Source organism: Ruegeria haliotis, assembly GCF_013377785.1.
GTDB lineage: Bacteria > Pseudomonadota > Alphaproteobacteria > Rhodobacterales > Rhodobacteraceae > Ruegeria > Ruegeria haliotis.
In genome coordinates, this window is record NZ_JABXWT010000007.1 from 116588 (window position 1) to 135946 (window position 19359).

The 19359-nt window shown below is 55.3% G+C and carries 18 protein-coding genes; 9 read left to right on the forward strand and 9 right to left on the reverse strand.

The features are described from left to right. Nucleotides 1–75 precede the first annotated feature (75 nt). The 6 genes from mutM (at nucleotide 76) to recF (ending at nucleotide 6707) form a co-directional block, all read left to right on the forward strand. Nucleotides 76–927, forward strand: a complete 852-nt coding sequence (gene mutM, locus HW561_RS13795; protein ID WP_176865711.1) for a bifunctional DNA-formamidopyrimidine glycosylase/DNA-(apurinic or apyrimidinic site) lyase — start codon at nucleotides 76–78, stop codon at nucleotides 925–927. A gap of 66 nt (nucleotides 928–993) precedes the next feature. Further along, a complete protein-coding gene (locus tag HW561_RS13800; RefSeq protein WP_176865713.1) occupies nucleotides 994–1770 on the forward strand; it encodes an enoyl-CoA hydratase in 777 nt (258 codons plus the stop codon). A 232-nt stretch (nucleotides 1771–2002) separates the two neighbouring features. Continuing rightward, the gene (gene rpsT, locus HW561_RS13805; RefSeq protein WP_176865715.1) at nucleotides 2003–2266 is read left to right on the forward strand and encodes a 30S ribosomal protein S20; all 264 of its coding nucleotides are present in this window, start codon (nucleotides 2003–2005) and stop codon (nucleotides 2264–2266) included. Nucleotides 2267–2823: 557 nt separating this feature from the next. After that, nucleotides 2824–4200 (forward strand): chromosomal replication initiator protein DnaA, encoded by a 1377-nt coding sequence (dnaA, locus tag HW561_RS13810; protein WP_176865717.1) that lies wholly within the window; start codon nucleotides 2824–2826, stop codon nucleotides 4198–4200. A gap of 228 nt (nucleotides 4201–4428) precedes the next feature. Then, entirely contained in the window at nucleotides 4429–5550 is a 1122-nt protein-coding gene (gene dnaN / locus HW561_RS13815) for a DNA polymerase III subunit beta (RefSeq protein ID WP_176865718.1), read from the forward strand. 59 nt (nucleotides 5551–5609) lie between these two features. After that, nucleotides 5610–6707, forward strand: a complete 1098-nt coding sequence (gene recF, locus HW561_RS13820; protein ID WP_176865720.1) for a DNA replication/repair protein RecF — start codon at nucleotides 5610–5612, stop codon at nucleotides 6705–6707. Here recF and HW561_RS13825 read toward each other — a convergent pair. After that, nucleotides 6704–7270, reverse strand: a complete 567-nt coding sequence (locus HW561_RS13825; protein ID WP_176865722.1) for a carboxymuconolactone decarboxylase family protein — start codon at nucleotides 7268–7270, stop codon at nucleotides 6704–6706. The two genes, recF and HW561_RS13825, sit on opposite strands and share 4 nt — an antisense overlap. Before the next feature lie 101 nt (nucleotides 7271–7371). Here HW561_RS13825 and HW561_RS13830 point away from each other — a divergent pair, with 101 nt between their 5' ends. Both HW561_RS13830 and gyrB read left to right on the forward strand, forming a co-directional pair. Then, nucleotides 7372–7944 carry a TetR/AcrR family transcriptional regulator gene (locus tag HW561_RS13830; RefSeq protein ID WP_176865724.1) on the forward strand — a complete coding sequence of 191 codons (573 nt, stop codon included), beginning with the start codon at nucleotides 7372–7374 and terminating at the stop codon, nucleotides 7942–7944. Between the two features lie 125 nt (nucleotides 7945–8069). Next, on the forward strand, nucleotides 8070–10487 hold the full coding sequence (gene gyrB, locus HW561_RS13835; protein WP_176865726.1) for a DNA topoisomerase (ATP-hydrolyzing) subunit B: 2418 nt from the start codon (nucleotides 8070–8072) through the stop codon (nucleotides 10485–10487). Between the two features lie 372 nt (nucleotides 10488–10859). Here gyrB and HW561_RS13840 read toward each other — a convergent pair whose 3' ends face one another. The 4 genes from HW561_RS13840 to HW561_RS13855 all read right to left on the reverse strand — a co-directional run bounded on the left by HW561_RS13840 (nucleotide 10860) and on the right by HW561_RS13855 (nucleotide 13958). After that, complete coding sequence (locus tag HW561_RS13840) at nucleotides 10860–11882, reverse strand: glutathione S-transferase C-terminal domain-containing protein (RefSeq protein ID WP_176865728.1); 1023 nt, start codon at nucleotides 11880–11882, stop codon at nucleotides 10860–10862. A 10-nt stretch (nucleotides 11883–11892) separates the two neighbouring features. After that, the gene (locus HW561_RS13845; RefSeq protein WP_176865730.1) at nucleotides 11893–12459 is read right to left on the reverse strand and encodes a hemerythrin domain-containing protein; all 567 of its coding nucleotides are present in this window, start codon (nucleotides 12457–12459) and stop codon (nucleotides 11893–11895) included. Between the two features lie 460 nt (nucleotides 12460–12919). After that, nucleotides 12920–13099 (reverse strand): hypothetical protein, encoded by a 180-nt coding sequence (locus tag HW561_RS13850; RefSeq protein ID WP_058275054.1) that lies wholly within the window; start codon nucleotides 13097–13099, stop codon nucleotides 12920–12922. 187 nt (nucleotides 13100–13286) lie between these two features. Then, nucleotides 13287–13958, reverse strand: a complete 672-nt coding sequence (locus HW561_RS13855) for a hypothetical protein (RefSeq protein WP_176865732.1) — start codon at nucleotides 13956–13958, stop codon at nucleotides 13287–13289. A 158-nt stretch (nucleotides 13959–14116) separates the two neighbouring features. On the opposite strand from HW561_RS13855, the gene HW561_RS13860 reads away from it, so the two are divergent. Continuing rightward, nucleotides 14117–15475 carry a hypothetical protein gene (locus tag HW561_RS13860; protein ID WP_176865734.1) on the forward strand — a complete coding sequence of 453 codons (1359 nt, stop codon included), beginning with the start codon at nucleotides 14117–14119 and terminating at the stop codon, nucleotides 15473–15475. Nucleotides 15476–15723: 248 nt separating this feature from the next. Here the strand turns inward: HW561_RS13860 and HW561_RS13865 are convergent, their stop codons facing one another. From HW561_RS13865 to HW561_RS13880, 4 genes are read right to left on the reverse strand one after another with little or no spacing between them, the layout of a single operon-like run. Further along, nucleotides 15724–16188: a phosphate-starvation-inducible PsiE family protein gene (locus tag HW561_RS13865; protein WP_211198637.1), complete on the reverse strand. Its 465-nt coding sequence runs from the start codon at nucleotides 16186–16188 to the stop codon at nucleotides 15724–15726. A gap of 49 nt (nucleotides 16189–16237) precedes the next feature. Further along, nucleotides 16238–17026 (reverse strand): transporter, encoded by a 789-nt coding sequence (locus tag HW561_RS13870; RefSeq protein WP_176865736.1) that lies wholly within the window; start codon nucleotides 17024–17026, stop codon nucleotides 16238–16240. Nucleotides 17027–17066: 40 nt separating this feature from the next. Further along, the gene (locus HW561_RS13875; RefSeq protein WP_176865738.1) at nucleotides 17067–18077 is read right to left on the reverse strand and encodes a DUF1254 domain-containing protein; all 1011 of its coding nucleotides are present in this window, start codon (nucleotides 18075–18077) and stop codon (nucleotides 17067–17069) included. A 17-nt stretch (nucleotides 18078–18094) separates the two neighbouring features. Beyond that, a complete protein-coding gene (locus tag HW561_RS13880; protein WP_211198638.1) occupies nucleotides 18095–19153 on the reverse strand; it encodes a DUF1214 domain-containing protein in 1059 nt (352 codons plus the stop codon). Nucleotides 19154–19359: the final 206 nt, after the last annotated feature.

Sequence of the window (19359 nt, forward strand, 5' to 3'; positions counted from 1 at the left end):
TTTGTCGAATTTCGCCTCTGTTATAGGGCTCTGGAACCGGGGCACAATGCGGCCCTTTGAATTAGGAGCCCTGTAATGCCCGAATTGCCCGAGGTCGAGACAGTAAGACGCGGCCTGAGCCCCGCGATGGAAGGGGTGGTGATCGAAAAGGCCGATGTCAATCGCCCCGATCTGCGCTGGCCCTTCCCGGATCGGATGGCTGAACGGCTGATCGGGCAGCGCGTGGATCGTTTGCGGCGGCGGTCGAAATATATTCTGGCGGACCTCAGCAGTGGTGAGACTTTGTTGATCCATCTGGGCATGTCAGGGCGCATGACGGTTTCGGGTGATCCGCTGGGGCAGTATGCGCGCGAACATCCCATGGCGCAAAAACATGACCACGTGGTGTTTCACATGGCCAATGGCGCACGCATCACCTTTAACGACCCGCGCCGGTTCGGTGCGATGGATCTGTTGCCGACTGTGACGGCGGATGCGCACAAGCTGCTGTCCGTTCTGGGGCCCGAACCATTGGGCAATGATTTCCACGAACAACATCTGATTGATGCGTTTCAGGGTAAGAACACACCAGTCAAATCGGCGCTGCTGGATCAGGGAATCGTTGCAGGGCTGGGCAACATTTATGTCTGCGAGGCGCTTTATCGCGGCCGAGTGTCGCCACGTCGCAAAGCCGGACAGATTTCTGCACCCCGTGTCGCGGCACTGGTTCCTATCATCCGGCAAGTGTTACGCGAGGCGATCGAGGCGGGCGGATCATCCTTGCGAGATTTCCGTCAAGCCGATGGAGAACTTGGATATTTTCAACATAGCTTTGATGTCTATGGCCGTGAAGGCGAACCCTGCCGAACCCAGGAATGTGATGCAGTAATCACCAGAATCACCCAGTCCGGACGCTCATCCTTCTATTGCACGCAATGCCAAAGATAGCTTGATCCAAGTTTTTCGCGTGATAAGGACTCGTACTTGAACGGAACAACCGGAAGCTTTTACCCCATGGCTTTTGAGACGATCATCGTCGAAATCGAAGACCACGTCGCCCTTATCAAGCTCGACAGACCTGACGCATTGAATGCGCTGAACACTCAGTTGATGGCTGAGCTGTGCACAGCGCTGGAAGAGGCGGACGAAAACGATAAGGTGCGTTGCATCGTCATCACCGGGTCGGACAAGGCGTTTGCCGCTGGTGCAGACATCAAAGAGATGTCTGAGATGAGCTTTGTTGACGTCTACAGCCGGAACCTGTTCGGTGACGTCAATGACCGGATCAGCGCAATCCGCAAACCGATCATCGCGGCCGTTGCGGGTTACGCGCTGGGTGGCGGGTGCGAACTGGCCATGCTGTGCGATTTCATCATTGCGGCAGATACCGCCAAGTTCGGTCAGCCCGAAATCAATCTGGGCGTCATTGCCGGTCTCGGTGGTAGTCAGCGTCTGACCCGTTTTGTAGGCAAGTCCAAATCGATGGATATGAACCTGACCGGTCGCTTCATGGATGCCGAAGAAGCCGAGCGGGCAGGGCTGGTCAGCCGGATTGTTCCAGCGAAGAAGTTGTTGGAAGAGGCTATTGGCGCAGCGCACAAGATTGCTGAGAAATCCCAGCTGACGGCGATGGCCGCGAAAGAGGCGGTCAACCGCAGCTATGAGTTGTCGCTGGGCGAAGGGATGCTGTTCGAACGACGCGTGTTCCATTCGATGTTCGCAACCGAAGATCAGAAAGAGGGCATGGCAGCCTTCCTGGAAAAACGCGCAGCTCAGTTCCGCGACAAGTAAGTCGGTCAAAAGCCGATTGTGACAGGCGGGCTTGGCCCGCCTTTTGCTTGTCTGGTTGGTCGCTCGTAAGAATCGACTTGGCAAACCATACAAACTTGGATAATTAGCGCCGCAATATGCGCGTGCGGCCCGCTTTGGCCAGAATCACATTCGTGATCCCTGATCCGGTGCGGAGATATCCGTGGCGCGCAAACCAAAGATTAATCGCACCGAACAAAGGTCAGAGACACACATGGCAAATTCGCCCCAAGCAAAAAAACGCGCCCGCCAGAACGAAAAACGTTTCGCGGTCAACAAAGCACGTCGCTCGCGCATCCGCACATATCTGCGGAAAGTCGAAGAAGCGATCGCATCCGGTGACAAGGACGCTGCAACCACAGCTCTGCGCATCGCTCAGCCCGAGTTGATGCGTGGCGTCACAAAAGGCGTTTTCCACAAGAACACTGCAGCCCGCAAAATGTCGCGCCTGTCTGCACGCGTGAAAGCGCTGGGCTAACCTTTCGTTGACCTAGGGTCACGTAAGTAAGGCTGAACTATTTTGAAAGGCGTCGCAATTTGCGGCGCCTTTTTTCGCGTGTTGCCAGAATACCGCGCCCTCACGAAACCGAGAGATTCTTTCGGCCAAAGAGCCGAGTCAATATCAGAGTTTCGTTGCCGCGACCCGTCTGCTCTTGTTACCACTGATTCAGCGATTCACTCGCTTGGGGGGACAGGCTGTTTCCACGATCGGACTGACGGGCATCAGGAAGATCGAGGAACGATTGTCGTTGACCGGCTTAGGCCGGGCTGCCGATCTGCTATGGATCTCGGGATAACCGATGACCGTAGCCCTGTCTAAAAAATGAGATTGCGATGTGCCACCCGGTTTGCCGGACACTTGATCCTTTTTGGGGTGTCCATAACCAGGCAGCGCTGGCTTTCAGAAAATGACCCGCCAGACCGTTCGGTTTGGCGCGGGGATACCTCTGTGCGTGTGAAATCCTAACCCGGGCAACCGGGACCGTATTAATAAGGCCGACAGGCCAATAACGAATGGGATGCGTGAGGCGCTTGATGACACAAGAGAAATGGGGACAATTGCGTAACAAGTTGCTGAAGGCCGTTGGCCGGAACAACTTTACCACCTGGATCGAACCGTTGGAGTTTCAGGAGCTGCAAGATGGTGTGGCCGTGTTTTCGGTGCCGACCAATTTTATGGGCAACTATGTCAGTCAGAATTTTGCTGACCTCATTTTATACGAGTTGAACACTGCGGGGGAAGCGGTGCAGCGACTGGATTTTCGTGTCGCCGCCAACTCACCAGCGCGGCCGTCACCCGTTGCCGCCGTCGCATCCGGTGCTGCACCCGTTGCGCCTCAGAATGATTCCGCACAGGCTGCGCTGGACTCGCTACAGGCCGCGCCGCTGGACGCGCGCTTTACCTTTGACAGTTTCGTTGTCGGCAAACCCAACGAGTTGGCCCATGCCGCTGCGCGCCGCGTATCTGAGGGTGGGCCGGTGACGTTCAACCCGCTTGTTCTGTATGGTGGTGTTGGTTTGGGTAAAACCCACCTGATGCACGCCATCGCGTGGGAGTTGAAGACCAAACGTCCTGAGCTGAACGTGCTGTATCTGTCCGCTGAACAGTTCATGTACCGGTTCGTGCAGGCGCTGCGCGAGCGCCGGATGATGGATTTCAAACACCTGTTCCGCTCGGTCGACGTGCTGATGGTCGACGACGTGCAGTTCATCGCCGGTAAGGATTCCACCCAGGAGGAGTTCTTTCACACCTTCAATGCGCTCGTGGACCAGAACAAGCAGATCATCATCTCGGCCGACCGCGCCCCGGGCGAGATCAAGGATCTGGAAGATCGCGTGAAATCGCGCCTGCAATGTGGACTGGTCGTTGACCTGCACCCCACCGACTACGAACTGCGTCTTGGCATCCTGCAGACCAAGGTTCAGCAATACAGCAGCACCTATCCCGATCTGACCATCGCGGATGGGGTTCTGGAATTCCTTGCACACCGGATTTCTACCAACGTTCGCGTGCTCGAAGGCGCTTTGACCCGACTGTTCGCGTTTGCCTCGCTGGTCGGGCGCGAGATTGACATGGAGCTGACGCAGGATTGTCTGGCTGACGTGCTGCGCGCTTCCGAGCGCAAGATCTCGGTCGAGGAAATCCAGCGCAAGGTTTCGGATTACTACAATATCCGCCTGTCGGATATCATTGGCCCCAAACGGCTGCGGTCGTATGCGCGGCCACGTCAGGTTGCGATGTATCTGTGCAAACAGCTGACCAGCCGGTCGCTGCCCGAAATTGGCCGCCGCTTTGGTGGGCGGGACCACACCACCGTCATGCATGGCGTCAAGCGCATCGAAGAGCTGAAAGTGACCGACGGTCAGATCGCCGAAGATGTCGAGATGCTGCGCCGGTCTCTGGAAGCCTGAGTGTCAGCCTCAAATCATGAAGGAACGCCCTAGGTTAGCAAATCCGGGGCGTTTTCTTGTGCGTTATTGTCCACGGTCGGGGACGAACTGTGTCGGATCGAACACGTGCCCCTTGACGGTTGGGGCAATCCGACCCAGAAATCGGTAAAAAATCCTTGTGCCTCAGGGCTGAACCGCTAACTTGCCAGTCCCGCCCATTTCGGCACTTAAGTCAGAGGAATAGAGGGTATGAAGATCAGCATCGAACGCGGCACCCTTCTCAAGGCCGTCTCGCAGGCTCAATCCGTTGTGGAACGCCGCAACACAATTCCAATCCTGGCCAATGTGTTGATCGAGGCGGAAGGCGATCAGGTTCAGTTCCGCGCGACCGATTTGGACATCGAGGTTGTGGACAAGGCGCCTGCGCAAGTTGAAAAAGCAGGGGCGACAACCGTTGCCGCGACAACACTGCATGAGATTGTGCGCAAATTGCCGGACGGGGCGCTGGTCACTCTGACAGCTGACAACGCGGCGGGGCGTCTGACGGTTGAGGCAGGGCGGTCGAATTTCTCGCTGGCGACCTTGCCGAAAGAGGATTTTCCGGTGATGGCGTCCTCGGAATATGCGTCGAACTTCACAGCATCAGCGGCGTTGCTGCGTCGGCTGTTCGACAAATCGAAATTTGCCATCTCGACGGAAGAGACCCGGTATTATCTGAACGGCGTCTACATGCACGTGACCGATGGTCCCGAAGGCGGCAAAGTGCTGCGCTGCGTGGCGACCGATGGGCACCGTCTGGCGCGGATCGATGCGGATTGCCCCGATGGGGCGGCGGACATGTCCGGGGTGATCGTGCCGCGTAAAACCGTGGGTGAGCTGCGCAAGCTGCTGGAAGATGACGAGATGGATATTGCCGTCTCAGTCAGCGAAACCAAGGTGCGGTTCGCAACTCCTGACATTACGCTGACATCGAAAGTGATCGACGGGACCTTCCCCGATTACACGCGTGTTATTCCACAGGGCAACACGCGCAAGATGGAAGTGGACGCTGCTGAATTCGCACAGGCCGTGGATCGGGTGGCAACTGTGTCTTCCGAACGGTCTCGTGCCGTCAAATTGCAGTTGGATGGTGACAAGCTGGTGCTGTCCGTGAACGCACCCGATAGCGGTGCGGCTGAGGAAGAGCTGGCTGTGGCCTATGGCGACGAGCGGCTGGAGATTGGCTTTAACGCCAAGTACCTGCTCGAGATTGCGTCTCAGGTTGATCGCGAGAACGCAGTGTTCCTGTTCAACTCGGCGGGCGATCCGACCCTGATGCGCGAAGGCAATGATCAGAGCGCGGTTTACGTGGTTATGCCGATGCGCGTCTGATCGCGCTGACGAGCGATGCCTCCGGCGGGAGTGTTTTTGAAAAGATGAAGGGAGGGGTCATGGCTTTGGCCCTGACCGAGCTTACGGTCTCGCATTTTCGGTCACACAAGCTGGTCCGTTTGTCTTTGGACGAACGGCCGGTGGTTCTTCATGGGCCTAACGGGGCGGGCAAGACCAATATCCTTGAAGCGGTATCGTTGTTTTCTCCCGGTCGTGGGATGCGGCGGGCCAGTGCCGCCGAGATGACCCGGCGACCCGAAGTGTTGGGTTGGAAACTGTCCGGATTACTGGAGGCGCAGGGGCAGAGATACGAGATTGAAACCTGGTCCGAAGGCGGCGCGGCGCGACAGGTACGGATTGATGAAAAGGCAGCCAGTCAGATCGATCTGGGTAAGCTGGCGCGGTTGGTCTGGCTGATCCCATCGATGGATCGGTTGTGGATTGAGGGCGCCGAAGGGCGGCGGCGGTTTCTGGACCGCATGGCGCTGAGTTTTGATCCCACGCATGCCGAGGCTTCGCTGACCTACGAAAGGGCCATGCGCGAACGCAATCGTCTGTTGAAAGAGCAGGTTCGGGACGCGCATTGGTATGCAGTGTTGGAGGGACAGATGGCCGAGATGGGCCATCGTATTCATGTTGCCCGGCAGACGGCGCTTAGTCATTTGCGAAATGCGCAGGATCAGGCAGAAACTGCCTTTCCTTCGGCCGAGTTGGAGCTGGTGCAGACCGAAGGCGCTATGCCCGAGACCGCAGATGATCTGCGTGATGCGTTGAGTGAGAGCCGTTTTCGCGATCTCGCGGCAGGTCGAACGCTGGTCGGACCGCATCGGTCGGACCTGTACGGAGTGTTCGCCGCCAAAGGAGTTCCGGCAAAAGATTGTTCAACGGGTGAGCAAAAGGCCCTGTTGGTTTCGCTCATCCTGTCCAACGCGCGGGCTCTGGCCGGGATGGTGGGCGCGCCGCCTATTGTGTTGCTGGATGAGGTGGCCGCACATCTGGATGCCGGGCGACGCGCGGCGCTTTATGATGAAATTTGCGCGCTGGGAGCTCAGGCCTGGATGACGGGCACCGGGCCTGAATTGTTTGCGGAACTTGGCGATCGTGCTCAGACACTGATTGTCAATGAAGGAGACGAAGGCTCGATCGTGACGTCCTAGGCCGGTTCGCTGACTTTACGTTCCCACAGGAAGCCGCGCATAACTTCGTCTACCGGGGTCTGGGCCATGTGGTTAACGTAGTTCGACATAGTTTTTTGCGCCAGGCCCAGCACCACGTCCAGCACCGCACGGTGCGAGTAACCGGCGGCAAAGAACGCCTGCATCTGTTCGTCGGTGACGTTGCCGCGCTGGTTCATCATTTGCAGGGTGAAAGTCCGTAGCGCTTCCAGCTTTGGCGTCGGCAGCGGGGTTTCATTGCGCAGAGCCTCGGTGATCTCGTCCGACACCTTCATCATCTTGGCGATGCCGGTATGAGCGGGCACGCAATAGTGGCATTCGTTTTCCACGTTGATGGTCTGCCAGATGACGGTTTTCTCATCATTGTCGAAATCTGTCTGCAGGAACAGGTGATGCAGAACCTGATAACCTTCCAGATGTTGGGGGCTTTCGGCCATCACCTTGTGCAAGCCGGGCAAGCGGCCAAATGCAGCCTGTGATTTTTCCAGCAGTGGTTTGGATCCTTCAGGGGCGGTGGTCAGGTCGTGTGACGGAAAATCAGTCATGTCCGTGCTCCTATTTTTTGACGGGATGAGTCGGAAATAGTCTTTCTTGAACGATCACTCAAGTATATATTTGAGTGACTGCTCAAGAATTGGTGAGACCGATGCCCCGTAAACCCTCATATGACCGAGACGCACTGATTGCTCAGGCCCGAGATATATTCTGGCGCCAGGGGTGGGCAGGGACATCGCTGAAGGATCTGGAGAATGAGCTGAAATTAAAGCCGGGCAGCTTCTACGCCGCTTTCGGGTCCAAGGATGCGCTTTATGCGCTGGCGTTGGAGCGTTATGCGCAGGATGGTGTTGCGCGGCTGACGGCGCTGGCGGACGCGTTGGGGGCCAAAGAGGCGCTCAAGATGCAGCCGCGTTTGGTCATTGAGGCGACCGAAATGCCCGCAAAGGCATGCATGTTGGCCAAGACCTATGTCGAATTGCGCGCCAAGGATCACGACCTTGCAGCAAAGGCAGGTGAATTTTTGGTGGAAATGAAAACGTGTTTCGCTGGCCTGTTTCGTCGTGCGCAGGAGGTGGGTGAGATTAGTCCGGATCACGATGCGGACCGGTTGGCCATGCGATACCAATCTGATCTTTTGGGGTTGCGTTTGTCTGCGGAACGCAGTGATGTGGATGCCCGCGCCATCGCTGCGGATATTGCCGCCGATATCGATCGCCTTTGATCCGTCGATGGTTGATCACCCAACCCGTATGGAATGCCGAACACAAACACAAAATATTGGGGGATCGCGTGACAATCCCCACCAGAGAACGTATAAGTTACCAAAATAATATAGGTACTAACGGCATGTCCGAAGACGCACAGGCACCCCAGGAATACGGCGCAGATTCCATTAAAGTTCTCAAAGGCTTGGAGGCGGTTCGCAAGCGCCCTGGCATGTATATCGGGGATACCGATGATGGCTCGGGTTTGCACCACATGGTGTATGAGGTCGTCGATAATGGAATTGACGAGGCTCTGGCCGGTCACGCCGACCATGTGACCGTGAAAATCCACGCAGATTCCAGCGTATCCGTCCACGATAATGGGCGCGGGATTCCAGTCGACATTCACCCCGAAGAAGGCGTTTCGGCCGCCGAGGTCATCATGACTCAGCTGCACGCGGGCGGTAAGTTCGACAGCAACTCGTACAAGGTGTCTGGCGGTCTGCATGGTGTGGGCGTTTCCGTAGTGAACGCTCTGTCCAACTGGTTGGAACTGCGTGTTTGGCGCAACGGCAAAGAACACGTCGCCAGATTTGAAGGGGGCGAAACGACTGAACACCTAAAGGTTGTTGGTGAATGCGGAGATCGGACCGGGACCGAGGTGCGGTTTCTGGCCTCGACCGATACGTTCTCAAACCTGGAATACTCATTCGAGACACTGGAAAAGCGCCTGCGCGAGCTGGCCTTCCTGAACTCGGGCGTGCGCATCATCCTGATTGATGAACGCCCTGCGGAGCGTCTGGAAACCGAGCTGTTCTACGAAGGTGGCGTCAAGGAATTCGTCAAATATCTGGATCGCTCCAAGTCATCCGCGATGCCTGAACCGATCTATATCAAGGGTGAACGGGACGATATCGGTGTTGAGATCGCTATGTGGTGGAACGACAGCTATCATGAGTCGGTCCTGCCTTTTACCAACAACATTCCGCAGCGCGATGGCGGAACCCATATTGCTGGATTTCGCGGCGCGCTGACCCGGACGATCAACAACTATGCGCAATCCAGTGGGATTGCTAAGAGGGAAAAGATCAATTTCACCGGTGATGATGCACGCGAAGGTTTGACTTGCGTATTATCGGTAAAAGTACCCGATCCAAAATTCTCGTCCCAAACCAAGGACAAGCTGGTCAGCTCCGAAGTTCGCCCAGCGGTCGAAGGTATGGTGAACGAGAAACTGGCCGAATGGTTCGAAGAGAACCCCAATGAGGCCAAGATCATCGTGGGTAAGATCATCGAAGCAGCTCTGGCGCGCGAAGCGGCGCGCAAGGCCCGCGAACTGACACGCCGCAAGACGGCGATGGATGTGAATTATCTGGCGGGCAAACTCAAGGATTGCTCGGAAAAAGACCCCTCCAAAACCGAAGTCTTCCTGGTCGAGGGGGACTCGGCCGGCGGTTCGGCGCAAACAGGGCGGGATCGGTTGACGCAGGCGGTGCTGCCGCTGCGTGGGAAAATCCTGAACGTGGAACGTGCGCGGTTCGATCGGATGTTGGGCAGCCAGGAGATCGGTAACCTCGTGATGGCGCTGGGCACTGGGATCGGACGCGATGAATTCAACATCGAAAAACTACGGTACCACAAGATCGTCATCATGACGGATGCTGATGTGGACGGAGCGCATATCCGAACACTGCTATTGACCTTCTTTTATCGGCAGATGCCGGAATTGATCGAAGGCGGGTATCTCTATATCGCGCAGCCGCCGCTGTATAAAGTGGCCCGTGGCAAGTCCGAAGTTTACCTGAAAGATCAAGCCGCGCTGGATGACTACCTGATCAATCAGGGCGTCGAAGGTGCCGTTCTCAAGCTTGGCTCGGGCGAGGAAATCACCGGTCAGGATCTGACCCGCATAGTTGACGAAGCGCGACAGCTGAAACGCGTTCTGGACGCCTTCCCGACCCATTACCCGCGCCACATTCTTGAGCAGGCCGCCGTCGCAGGAGCCTTCGTGCCGGGGGCGGTGGACGCCGACTTGCAAGGCGTGGCCGACAAGGTCGCCGCCCGCCTTGACCTGATTGCGTTGGAATATGAGCGTGGCTGGCAGGGTCGGATCACGCAGGATCACGGTATCCGTCTGGCCCGTATTCTGCGCGGTGTCGAAGAGGTCCGCACGTTGGACGGCCCCATGCTGCGCTCGGGCGAGGCGCGCAAAACTGGCAGTTTCACCCAAAGTCTGCAAGAGATTTACAGTTCCCCCGCAACACTGGTTCGCCGTGATCGGACACAGTCAATCCACGGGCCGCTGGATCTGTTGCGTGCGATTCTGGAAGAGGGTGAAAAGGGTCTGTCCCTACAGCGCTACAAAGGTTTGGGTGAAATGAACCCCGATCAGCTGTGGGAGACCACGCTGGACCCGGATGCGCGCACGTTGTTGCAAGTGCGGGTGAACGATATGGTCGAAGCTGACGATCTGTTCACCAAGTTGATGGGCGACGTGGTCGAGCCCCGCCGCGAGTTCATCCAGAAAAATGCCCTGAGTGTAGAGAATCTGGATTTCTAGATATTTGTAGGGAAGCGCAAAAAACTGCAATCGCCCCAAAAGATTGCATAGTATGCTCAAAAGCCTGCATGGTTTCCCCTTAGGGTGGTGTTATAAGCGTCTAGATCAGCCATGAGTTGTTTAGCGGGTAATGCGCGGTGAACATTGGCTGGATCAAGGACGGCGTTTTCACTTACATACGATAACCAGCGCCACTATTTGTTTGAGGCAAGACAAACCCGCGCAATCCTGATGTTCAAATTTTGCTTTCAGCCCGAAGCGGCATTCAGAATTCATCTTTTCAGATTCCGATATGCCCAACAGAAATGTTCTCTTGCTCCAAGAGAACTACCGTTTAGTTCGAATTTGGGACTTCAGAATGACTCTCGACGCCTACAGCGCAGCGAGCTCAGGGCGAAGATAGGCTTCAGGATAGGGCATTGGCCTAAAGGGTCCGTTAGGAACGACGCCATTCCAACTGCGCCCAAAATATCCTTGGCGGCAATGTATAAGGGACCCGGCATTCGCAATGCCGGGCAGCGCGTATACACGGCAAAGCCACCGCCACAAGTAGGGGTAATCTAGGATCCTCGCACCGTTGAGCTTCATCCGCACATAGTAGACGGGATCGTGACGGTAGAGCGTTGGGAACAGGCGCAGATCGGCTTCTGAGAAGTGAGCGCCCGTCAAAAATGGCCTGCCATCTGAGAGGAGCTTCTCCAACTGTTCGAGTGCCTCGAAGTAGGCGCCAAACGCTGTGGCATAGATCTTTTGATCGGACGAAAACCCGGCCTTGTAGGCGCCGTTGTTGATTGCCGTGTAGATCAAATCGTTCAGGTCGTGCAATTGCTGTCGCAGTTTGTCGTCGTCGGGGTAAAGCCTAACGCGCTCCGCTGCCGGGATGGTGCTGCCAAGAGCATCTGCTGCGACATCCAACATTCGGATAATTTCGGCGCTTTCGTTGTTCACGATGCGACTGGTGATCTTGTCATACAGGATCGGAAGGGATTGCTCTTCGGAGCCTTCGGCACGGTAGATCTCTTTGGCAAGGCGCAGCCCTCTGCCAGTGCCAGTCTCCCCGGTGCACTCCGGCAAAGTCGCACCTTTAAGTGACGCAACTCGGTCGGTCGCAAACTCCCATAGATTCGGCCTTTCTGGATCGTCATCACCTGTGCGGTTCGGAAAGGCCACATCCATCGTGATGCTGTTGTTCAGGCCCAGTACACTGCGCGCCAACGTAACTCTGTGACACCACGGGCAATTCAGCGCCACGAACAGGTGATAGCGGCCGGGTGCTGCCGGAAACTCCGGATCGCCAATGGCATGGCGAAAGCCGCTGACGCCGCGCACGAATTCACCCCGTGCGCGACGCTCATTTTTGGCAGCTTGGTCTTCTTCAGTGGATGTGTCGGTCATGACGTCAGCATCATCCTCTGAGCCGGTTATGCAAGATGATTGGCACGGCTAACTCTTCCTCATCACTCAAATGCCGTTTCAGGAACGCTTCAATCATCTCGCTTGTCGCATGAACCTTTCCGACTTCATCATAAGCCTGGGCCTCATCCAGGGCAGATAGTTTGATCACACGGTTTGCTCTCCGGGTGAAGTCATCAAGCACCTTATCCAGTTCGGAGTGGTCTTGTTCCAGCAGTTCAAGCCCCGCATCAAAGCGCGGGTCCGCAGCTGACAGTTCAGGGAAATAGCTGTGATCTTCCCAGCTGTGATGACCATGCAGGTTCCCAACCAGATTGCGGCCGTAGTAGGACAGCCGCCCGGCATAGCCGTCCAACCCCATATCGTTGTTCAACAACCCTTCCGTATCCAGCCGAATGCGCTCTGCCACGCGGCGGAACATCTGATGCGCGCCCAGCCAGTGTCGGGTTTTTTCCTTGAACCCGGGATGAGCATCCCAGCTGTCGCGGGGATAATGATTCAAGAGAAACCGCATCTCTTGGGGCATGTCGTCTTGGCGGATGGTGTATGTATCGAGCATCGGTTGTCTCCTTTCAGGCGATAGGTGGGAGGCCGGATCAGCCCCCAACAGTAGCGCAAAACGCACAGTGACTATGCATCAGCGAACCCCTGCGAAGTGGATGTCGTTCTGATCAGAGCTCTCGCGTTTCAAGGCGTGATGTCGCGTGAGTGAAGCCATACAGGCTGTCATGGCCACAGGCCTGGACGATTACCTGCATCAGCTCAACACTGGCATCAAAGTACCGCGCGAGCCGTTCCGCGTCGAGCTGCACATCTAGCTACTCGCGTAGTTCGCAGAAGCGGAAGGGTTTTTGATCGAACTAGACATGTGTCGCCTGCGAATGTTTCGCTACAATGGAGGACATCGGCGCACTGCGGAGCATGAGGCGGTTGGGCTCTCCAGCTGTTCCATGCAGTGACTGGTCGAAGCCCAAAGCATCTATTGGTCGTGGCTGAAAAGAACGCTAAGGGCGCTAAAATCAGCGTGCTTTCTTGATCTTTATCTTGTCAAGTTTCGCTCTACTCTTGGTCGATTCTTCGGAGCGCGTGAGAGCTTTGGCAATGGCCTTCAAGCCCATCCCCTTTGATACCAGTAGGTGCAATTTTTGAATTTCCTCTTGTGTCCAAGCTTGACGGTGGCGCTCAAAACGTTCTGCCATGGTTTTCGTCTACCCTATCAATTTGCCTGATCTGTCATAAAGCACGGTCGTCGTGTTGACACCAGCTCAAGGGCAATCGCTAGTATTTTCGCGAAACAGCGGTGATGCAAAACGCGACAAATGACGGCACCCAGCCCATAGCAGTCATTCGTTCTTGAGCCGATATCAGATGCGGCTGCCAACTAAATCACCAAAGTTTCAGAAGAACGTCTCCAACGACGGCTTGAGTGATATCCAGCGTAGGAATAGCAAGCAAAAAAATTCCCGCGATGCCCAAACTTAGTGATGCGACACGCGCCAACCGGAATGTGTGCATCTCGCCGGTCCACCATTCTCGCGAAAGGTAGCTGATGTAGTCGCCATGCGCGTTGAACATGGCATTTCGCACATCAGGTCTATAGCCTGAAACCACCGGCTTCTTGCTCCTGAGCTCGTCGAGCACTTTCCAAAACAATGGCAGTCTCGGTTTCCAATAATCGGAAAAAACGTGAGTTTCCATGTCAGCAAGCTCATGGACGCTATAACGCTCGCTTACTCTGGCTGCAAATTCGATGTCTCCCTTGGCAAGCTCCAAGACATGTGGGCGAAAGGCCTTAAATATTAGGTTGGAAAACAGAAGGAGCAGACTGCCAAAGAAAACCAGCCTCATCTTTGCTACACCAGTTAGAAAAAACGGTGTTTCTGCGCCCGGCTCAACTCCAGCGATCACCCGAAATGAAGCGATTTCCGCAATTTGGTCGTTGAATAGGATGAGATAACCAATGATTGGCACCAATGCGACGACCCGCGTTAAGTCATTGTTGGCAACTCGTTCGACAGATTGCCATTGGGTGAACTTCCAATCCGAGTGAAACTTCATTGAATTGCGCTACTCCTATCAGAGCGTGGTCTATCAAGCACGCTAGAGGCCGTTCCCTTATTCGTTCTGAGAACGGTACTTCATTGAAAACTTGACGGAAAGCTGCTGGAACTGTCTATTTGAGACATAATATTCAATTTCAAGTTGTAGGCATGTAGATGACTGAAAAGCTGCCAGATTACCTGGCTCAAGGCGAAGCCGCACGTTTGTTCCCCGTTCTCTCAACCACTTCAAAGGAAGGTCGCACAACGTCCATTGTGCTGGCCTGCATGGTTCAGATTGAAGAGTTGGGAGCCGCGTTGCTCCAATCAGTAGGCCAGAAGCGCGGGAAACGGGCTCAGGTACATGCATTCACTGAGGTTGTGTTCAAGAACCAATCCAAGACAATCAAGGATCGACCCGACGGATTGATTGTTCTGAAGGTTGGCTCCCGCGAGTGGAAAGCTCTTGTGGAAACCAAAGTTGGGAACAACACCCTCGATGCTGAGCAAATTGAAAGATACCGTGCTCTTGCCAAAGAGAACGGCGTCGATTGCGTCATTACAATATCCAATCAATTCGCGACTACGCCGACCGCGCACCCTGTCGAGGAAGTCAGGAAGAGCAGGTCCAAGATTCCCGTTTATCACTGGTCCTGGATGCATGTGGTCACGACTGCGGAGTTGCTGATCAGCAATGAGCAGGTCGAGGACAAGGACCAACTACTGTTGCTGAATGAGCTTAGGCGCTTCCTCAATCATGAGAGCGCTGGTGTGCAGGGCTTCCATAGGATGCCTAAAGAATGGGGCGATCTCAACAAACTGGTGTCGTCCGGAGGTGTCGTTCCAGCACGGTCGCCGGAGGCGCAGATCGTAGTTGACGCTTGGCACCAAGAGACCCGAGACCTGTCGCTTATCTTGAGCCGATTGGTTGAAACATCCGTCAGTGAGAAACTGTCGCGCAAGCACATCAATGATCCGGCTCAGCGAAAAAAGGATGAGCTGCTGATGCTTCGCGAACACCACCAGCTCCAATGCACATTGGATGTTCCGGACACGGCCGCTCCTATCGAAGTCACCGCAGACCTGAAGCGGCGGTGCGTCGACGTCGGTATGACCATCCGGGCGCCTGAAGATAAGAAATCGACCAAAGCCAGGCTGAATTGGCTTCTTCGGCAGATCAAGGTCGATAGCATGGATGGGCTGTATATTCGCTTGCTTTGGCCTGGTGCCAGCGAGCCGACGCAGCACTTGGTCTCAGAACTCCGGGAAGACATTGATATGTGCCAAGAAGGTAAGGACCACCTGGTTACGCACGGCTTCCACGTATTCTTATCCAAGCGCCTCGGCGGACGGTTCACACAACAGGCCAACTTCATATCTGACTTGGAAGAAGTCGTTCCCCTTTTTTACGGCGAAATCGGCGCAAATCTGTCCGTCTGGAAGAAGGCTGCGCCTAGGATCAAACATGACAAACCAACCGCTGAAGATGTATCGATAGACGCTATTGCAGAGGATGCGGAGGATTTCGAAGGCTGACTTAAGCCACAGAAAAATTGCTCTAAGAGCGCCCTTATGTTCAAGAGGGATTCAGCACACCATCAGCCCAAAGCATGCGTAATTGGGCTGACCCTGTTCTGAGGTCGAGCTCCCGATAGGATCACAGGAGATCTGTGAACAAGGGAGAAATACGATGGAATTTTTTGCCGGACTGGATGTATCGTTGCGATCATGTGCGTTGTGTATTGTGGATAGGCTAGCATCGATAAAGGCGTCCTGTGAAATACCTACTTGCCACGCCACAACAACCAATACGTGACACCAAACGCCAGACCGAGTCCAGAATACCCAACGAAATAAAGCGGCTCCAGGTCCGTCGTGTCGAGTGTGATGACCTTTCTGGCAACGGCCATCAGGGCAGTTGCAACTACCAGCTTCACATGTATGATATCAGCCGTCAGGTAGAGCGTGACATTCGTGTAAATCTCGATGGCGATCAGCACGACAAGCGCGGCCGCAAAAACCTCCAACAGATCACTGACGTCAAGAATCAGAACCGGCGGACTTACAAGCTTGATGTAGAACGAGTAACCGGCGTCGATGACGGCAAATCCGATCACAACGACCATGAACAAAGACATCACCCGAACGGCGTGTCGAATGAGTCGATTGCAGCTTCTGACAATCAGGTCCTCATGGTCAGGGTCAAGCTCGACATGCGCTTGCGCATTGCGTTGCATCTGATCGGCCATCAAGACCTCCCAATTTTCGACGTTTCATGAACAATGCTTCAGCCAAACGTCAGCGCCCTCTGGGCAACACGACCTGAGCCTGCAAACGCAAGCGAACGCCCTCGGCACCCACCTCGGTCGCTTCCAGCCAATAGCCCGCCCCCGCTTGCAGATTGACCGGCAGCGCCCCCCATTGGACCAGCTTGGAGACCGAAGCGTTTATAGGCACAGCCCAGGCTTCAGTTTCCCAGTCATAGGTGCTTTCGCTTTGCAGCGAATAGGTCCACGCGCCTCCGGTGGAATAAGCAAGAAAGGGCTGGACAAAACTCACATTCGTGGGGGTGTCGGGGTTGCTTTCCAAGTCCCACAGATGATTGGCCAGCGCACCATAGGTCCACGGCCCCGTCTGCCGCAGGGCAATCCCGGTGATCCCAGCGGCCCATGTATCACTCGATACGTCGCTAAAGGTTGGAAAGCGCACAACGGGACCAACGCCCCACGTTACGTCCCCGGTTCCGATTGGCGAGAACCACGCAGAGAACAGGATATCTCCGAACCCCTCCTGGCGCGTGCCCGGCACAACGTCTTCCTGCCAGATGTAAGGAATGATAGTTCGGGTGATCAGGTTGAGGTCATCGTTCAGTTGAAAGGGCACGACTGGTTGAAAGTTCAGCGTGGTGCGCGAGCCCTGATCAGAGACGCCCAGATTTTCATCATAGTTCAATTGAAACGGAACCGAGATGATTGCCGCAAGTGGGTTGGCCAGTTCCTGGGCCAGATCGGATGCCTCGTCTGCAACCGTTGTGGTTCCGACACTGGCTGCAAAAAGCAGCCCCATAAGAGTATGGGATCGACGCATAGCCGTGTACTCCTTTTGAAATGCGGGTTGGGCGAGTGGCCTAGTTGATCGGCTCTAACTTAGGGAAGGCCCAATTACCGTTCAGGATTGCATCCTCCGGCTCATAGAGGCGGATCGCGTAGTTCCAGCCCGGAGTAATCGGCAGACAGTTCACGCGGCCATCGTCGCACCCACCGAAATGGAGCGTTACCGAGCCGTCTTCTGCGGCTTCGGCCGTGTAGCCGTTATAGCTGTTTACGCCCAGATCATTGGCTTCAAGAAAACCGTCGCTATTGTAGACAGTCACCGACCAGAAAGCCCGAACCGGCACATCCTCGACCGTTACCGCATGTGGTGTTTCGCCATCATTCTGATCGACCGCGTCCAACATGTAGATCGCTGCCTCGGGGGGAAGACCGCCCCAACCCGAGAAAGCGCCGACCAGAAACTGAACCGGATCAATCTCGTCCTTTGTTCTGCCAAAGGCCCGGGCTGAATCGGTGCCCAGCAAGGATAAGTCGTTTATAGCCTGACGTGCGACGGCAAGCTGTTCGGTGTTCCAGTTGGGCGCATCAAACGGGCCCGTTCCACCGCCGCTGACGACAATTCCATCCTGTGCCGCTTGCGCGGCGGCAATATCATCCGGGTCAGTCACATCGACGAATGTGCGAAACGCGATGAAACCAAATCGCGTACCAAGGTCTTCCTGTGTGATTTGATACGTGCCGGGCTCTGCCTCGGCATACATGAAGTGGTCCTGATTGATGACATGCATCGAGATATAGCGGCCATGCGCTTTAGGCAGTGTCACTTCGACGGGTTCGCTCAAATCCAGCAGAATGCCGGAGTAGAGCGTGTCCTGATTCATGCGGATAACCGGCTGGTTGTCCGGTGTGGTGGCTTCGCGCATATGCCCCAATTCGCCAACAGCGAGGCCGAGATTGGCCATGTTGCTGCGAAACATGTGATCTGTCTCGGCGCGCACAAGGGTGTCGACGGTCACATCGACCATGTCTTCGGCCCAAACGCCTGTCGGGAGTGTAAGCGCGACTGTCAGAAGAAGCTTTTTCATCGTAAGCATCCTGTTGTTCAGTTTGCGGGCTCTACGGAGGGGAAGACCCAGCTTCCGTCGATGACCTCTGACCCGGGCTGATAAAGGCGCACGGCATAGTTCCAGCCATCCATGATAGGGAGACAGTTCACGCGGCCATCATCGCAGCCGCCGAAATGCACGGTCACACTACCATCGTCATTCTTGGTGCCTGAGACCGAATTGACCACATACGAGTCGAGGGAATTGTGTTCAAAAAAACCGTCTGCATTATAGAGGCTCACGGACCAGAATGCATTCACCGGCACATCCGCTGGTACATGAACCTTATATTCTCCAAGCGGCAGGCCGGGCTCGATATTCAGATAAAAGGCCTCGTCTTCTGGTAGACCACCAAAGCCGACGGCGGTGCCAAGGAAATGGCGCAGTGGGTCTACATGATCTGCCGTACCAAAAGTCCGGACGCTGTCTGTGGCGAACCTGCCCAGCTCAATTGCGGCTTGGCGCAGCGCCTCAAAGCTCTCCGTGTCGTAATTGGGCATCTCGAAGGGCGTCGCAGAGACGGCATCAATGGTGAACCCGTCCTGAATTGCATTGACCGCCGCAACATCCTCGGGGCTCTCGGCATCCACCAGTATTCTCATGAAAACAAGTGCGTAGGGGGTATGGAACGTGTCCATGTCAAGCTGGAACACGCCGCCACCGTCGAACACTTCATTGATGAAATGATCCTGATTGACCACCATCGTCGTCATGTACCGGTCGCCCACATCGGGCAGTGTCAAGGTTGCGCCTTTGCTGATATCAATAACCGCAACGCTGTAGAGCGTGTCGCGGTTCATCCGAATGGTGGGCTGATTGTCGATGGGGGTGGGTTCTTTGAAATGAAAGAACTGATTTACACCTCCGGCCAGGCCATTATACGTCTTCAGTTCGTTGTCTGTAGCGGCCCGAACAAAGTTGTTTATGGTAATGGGCACTTCGTATGTCTCAACAAGTGCATCGACTGTCGTATCAAAGCTCTGAGCGGTCGCTGTGCTCCCAATCAGGAAAGCTAAAGCAGCAAGTTTCCAGCGTTTGTGCGTGAGATTCATCATTTGCCCGCTCCAATAGCCAAATACAGAAGTGCATTGCTTGATGGTCCCGGCACCTGATCAAAAGCGCACTCTCGCGCCTCTCATTGTGTGGTTCTTTGAAATGCTACAATTGGAGCCGTGGCCATCTCTCTCCAACAAACCACAAAGTTCGAATGCATGCCCTGACAGATTGGAGCAACCGCCTCCGAAAACTGGTCAAAAATGAC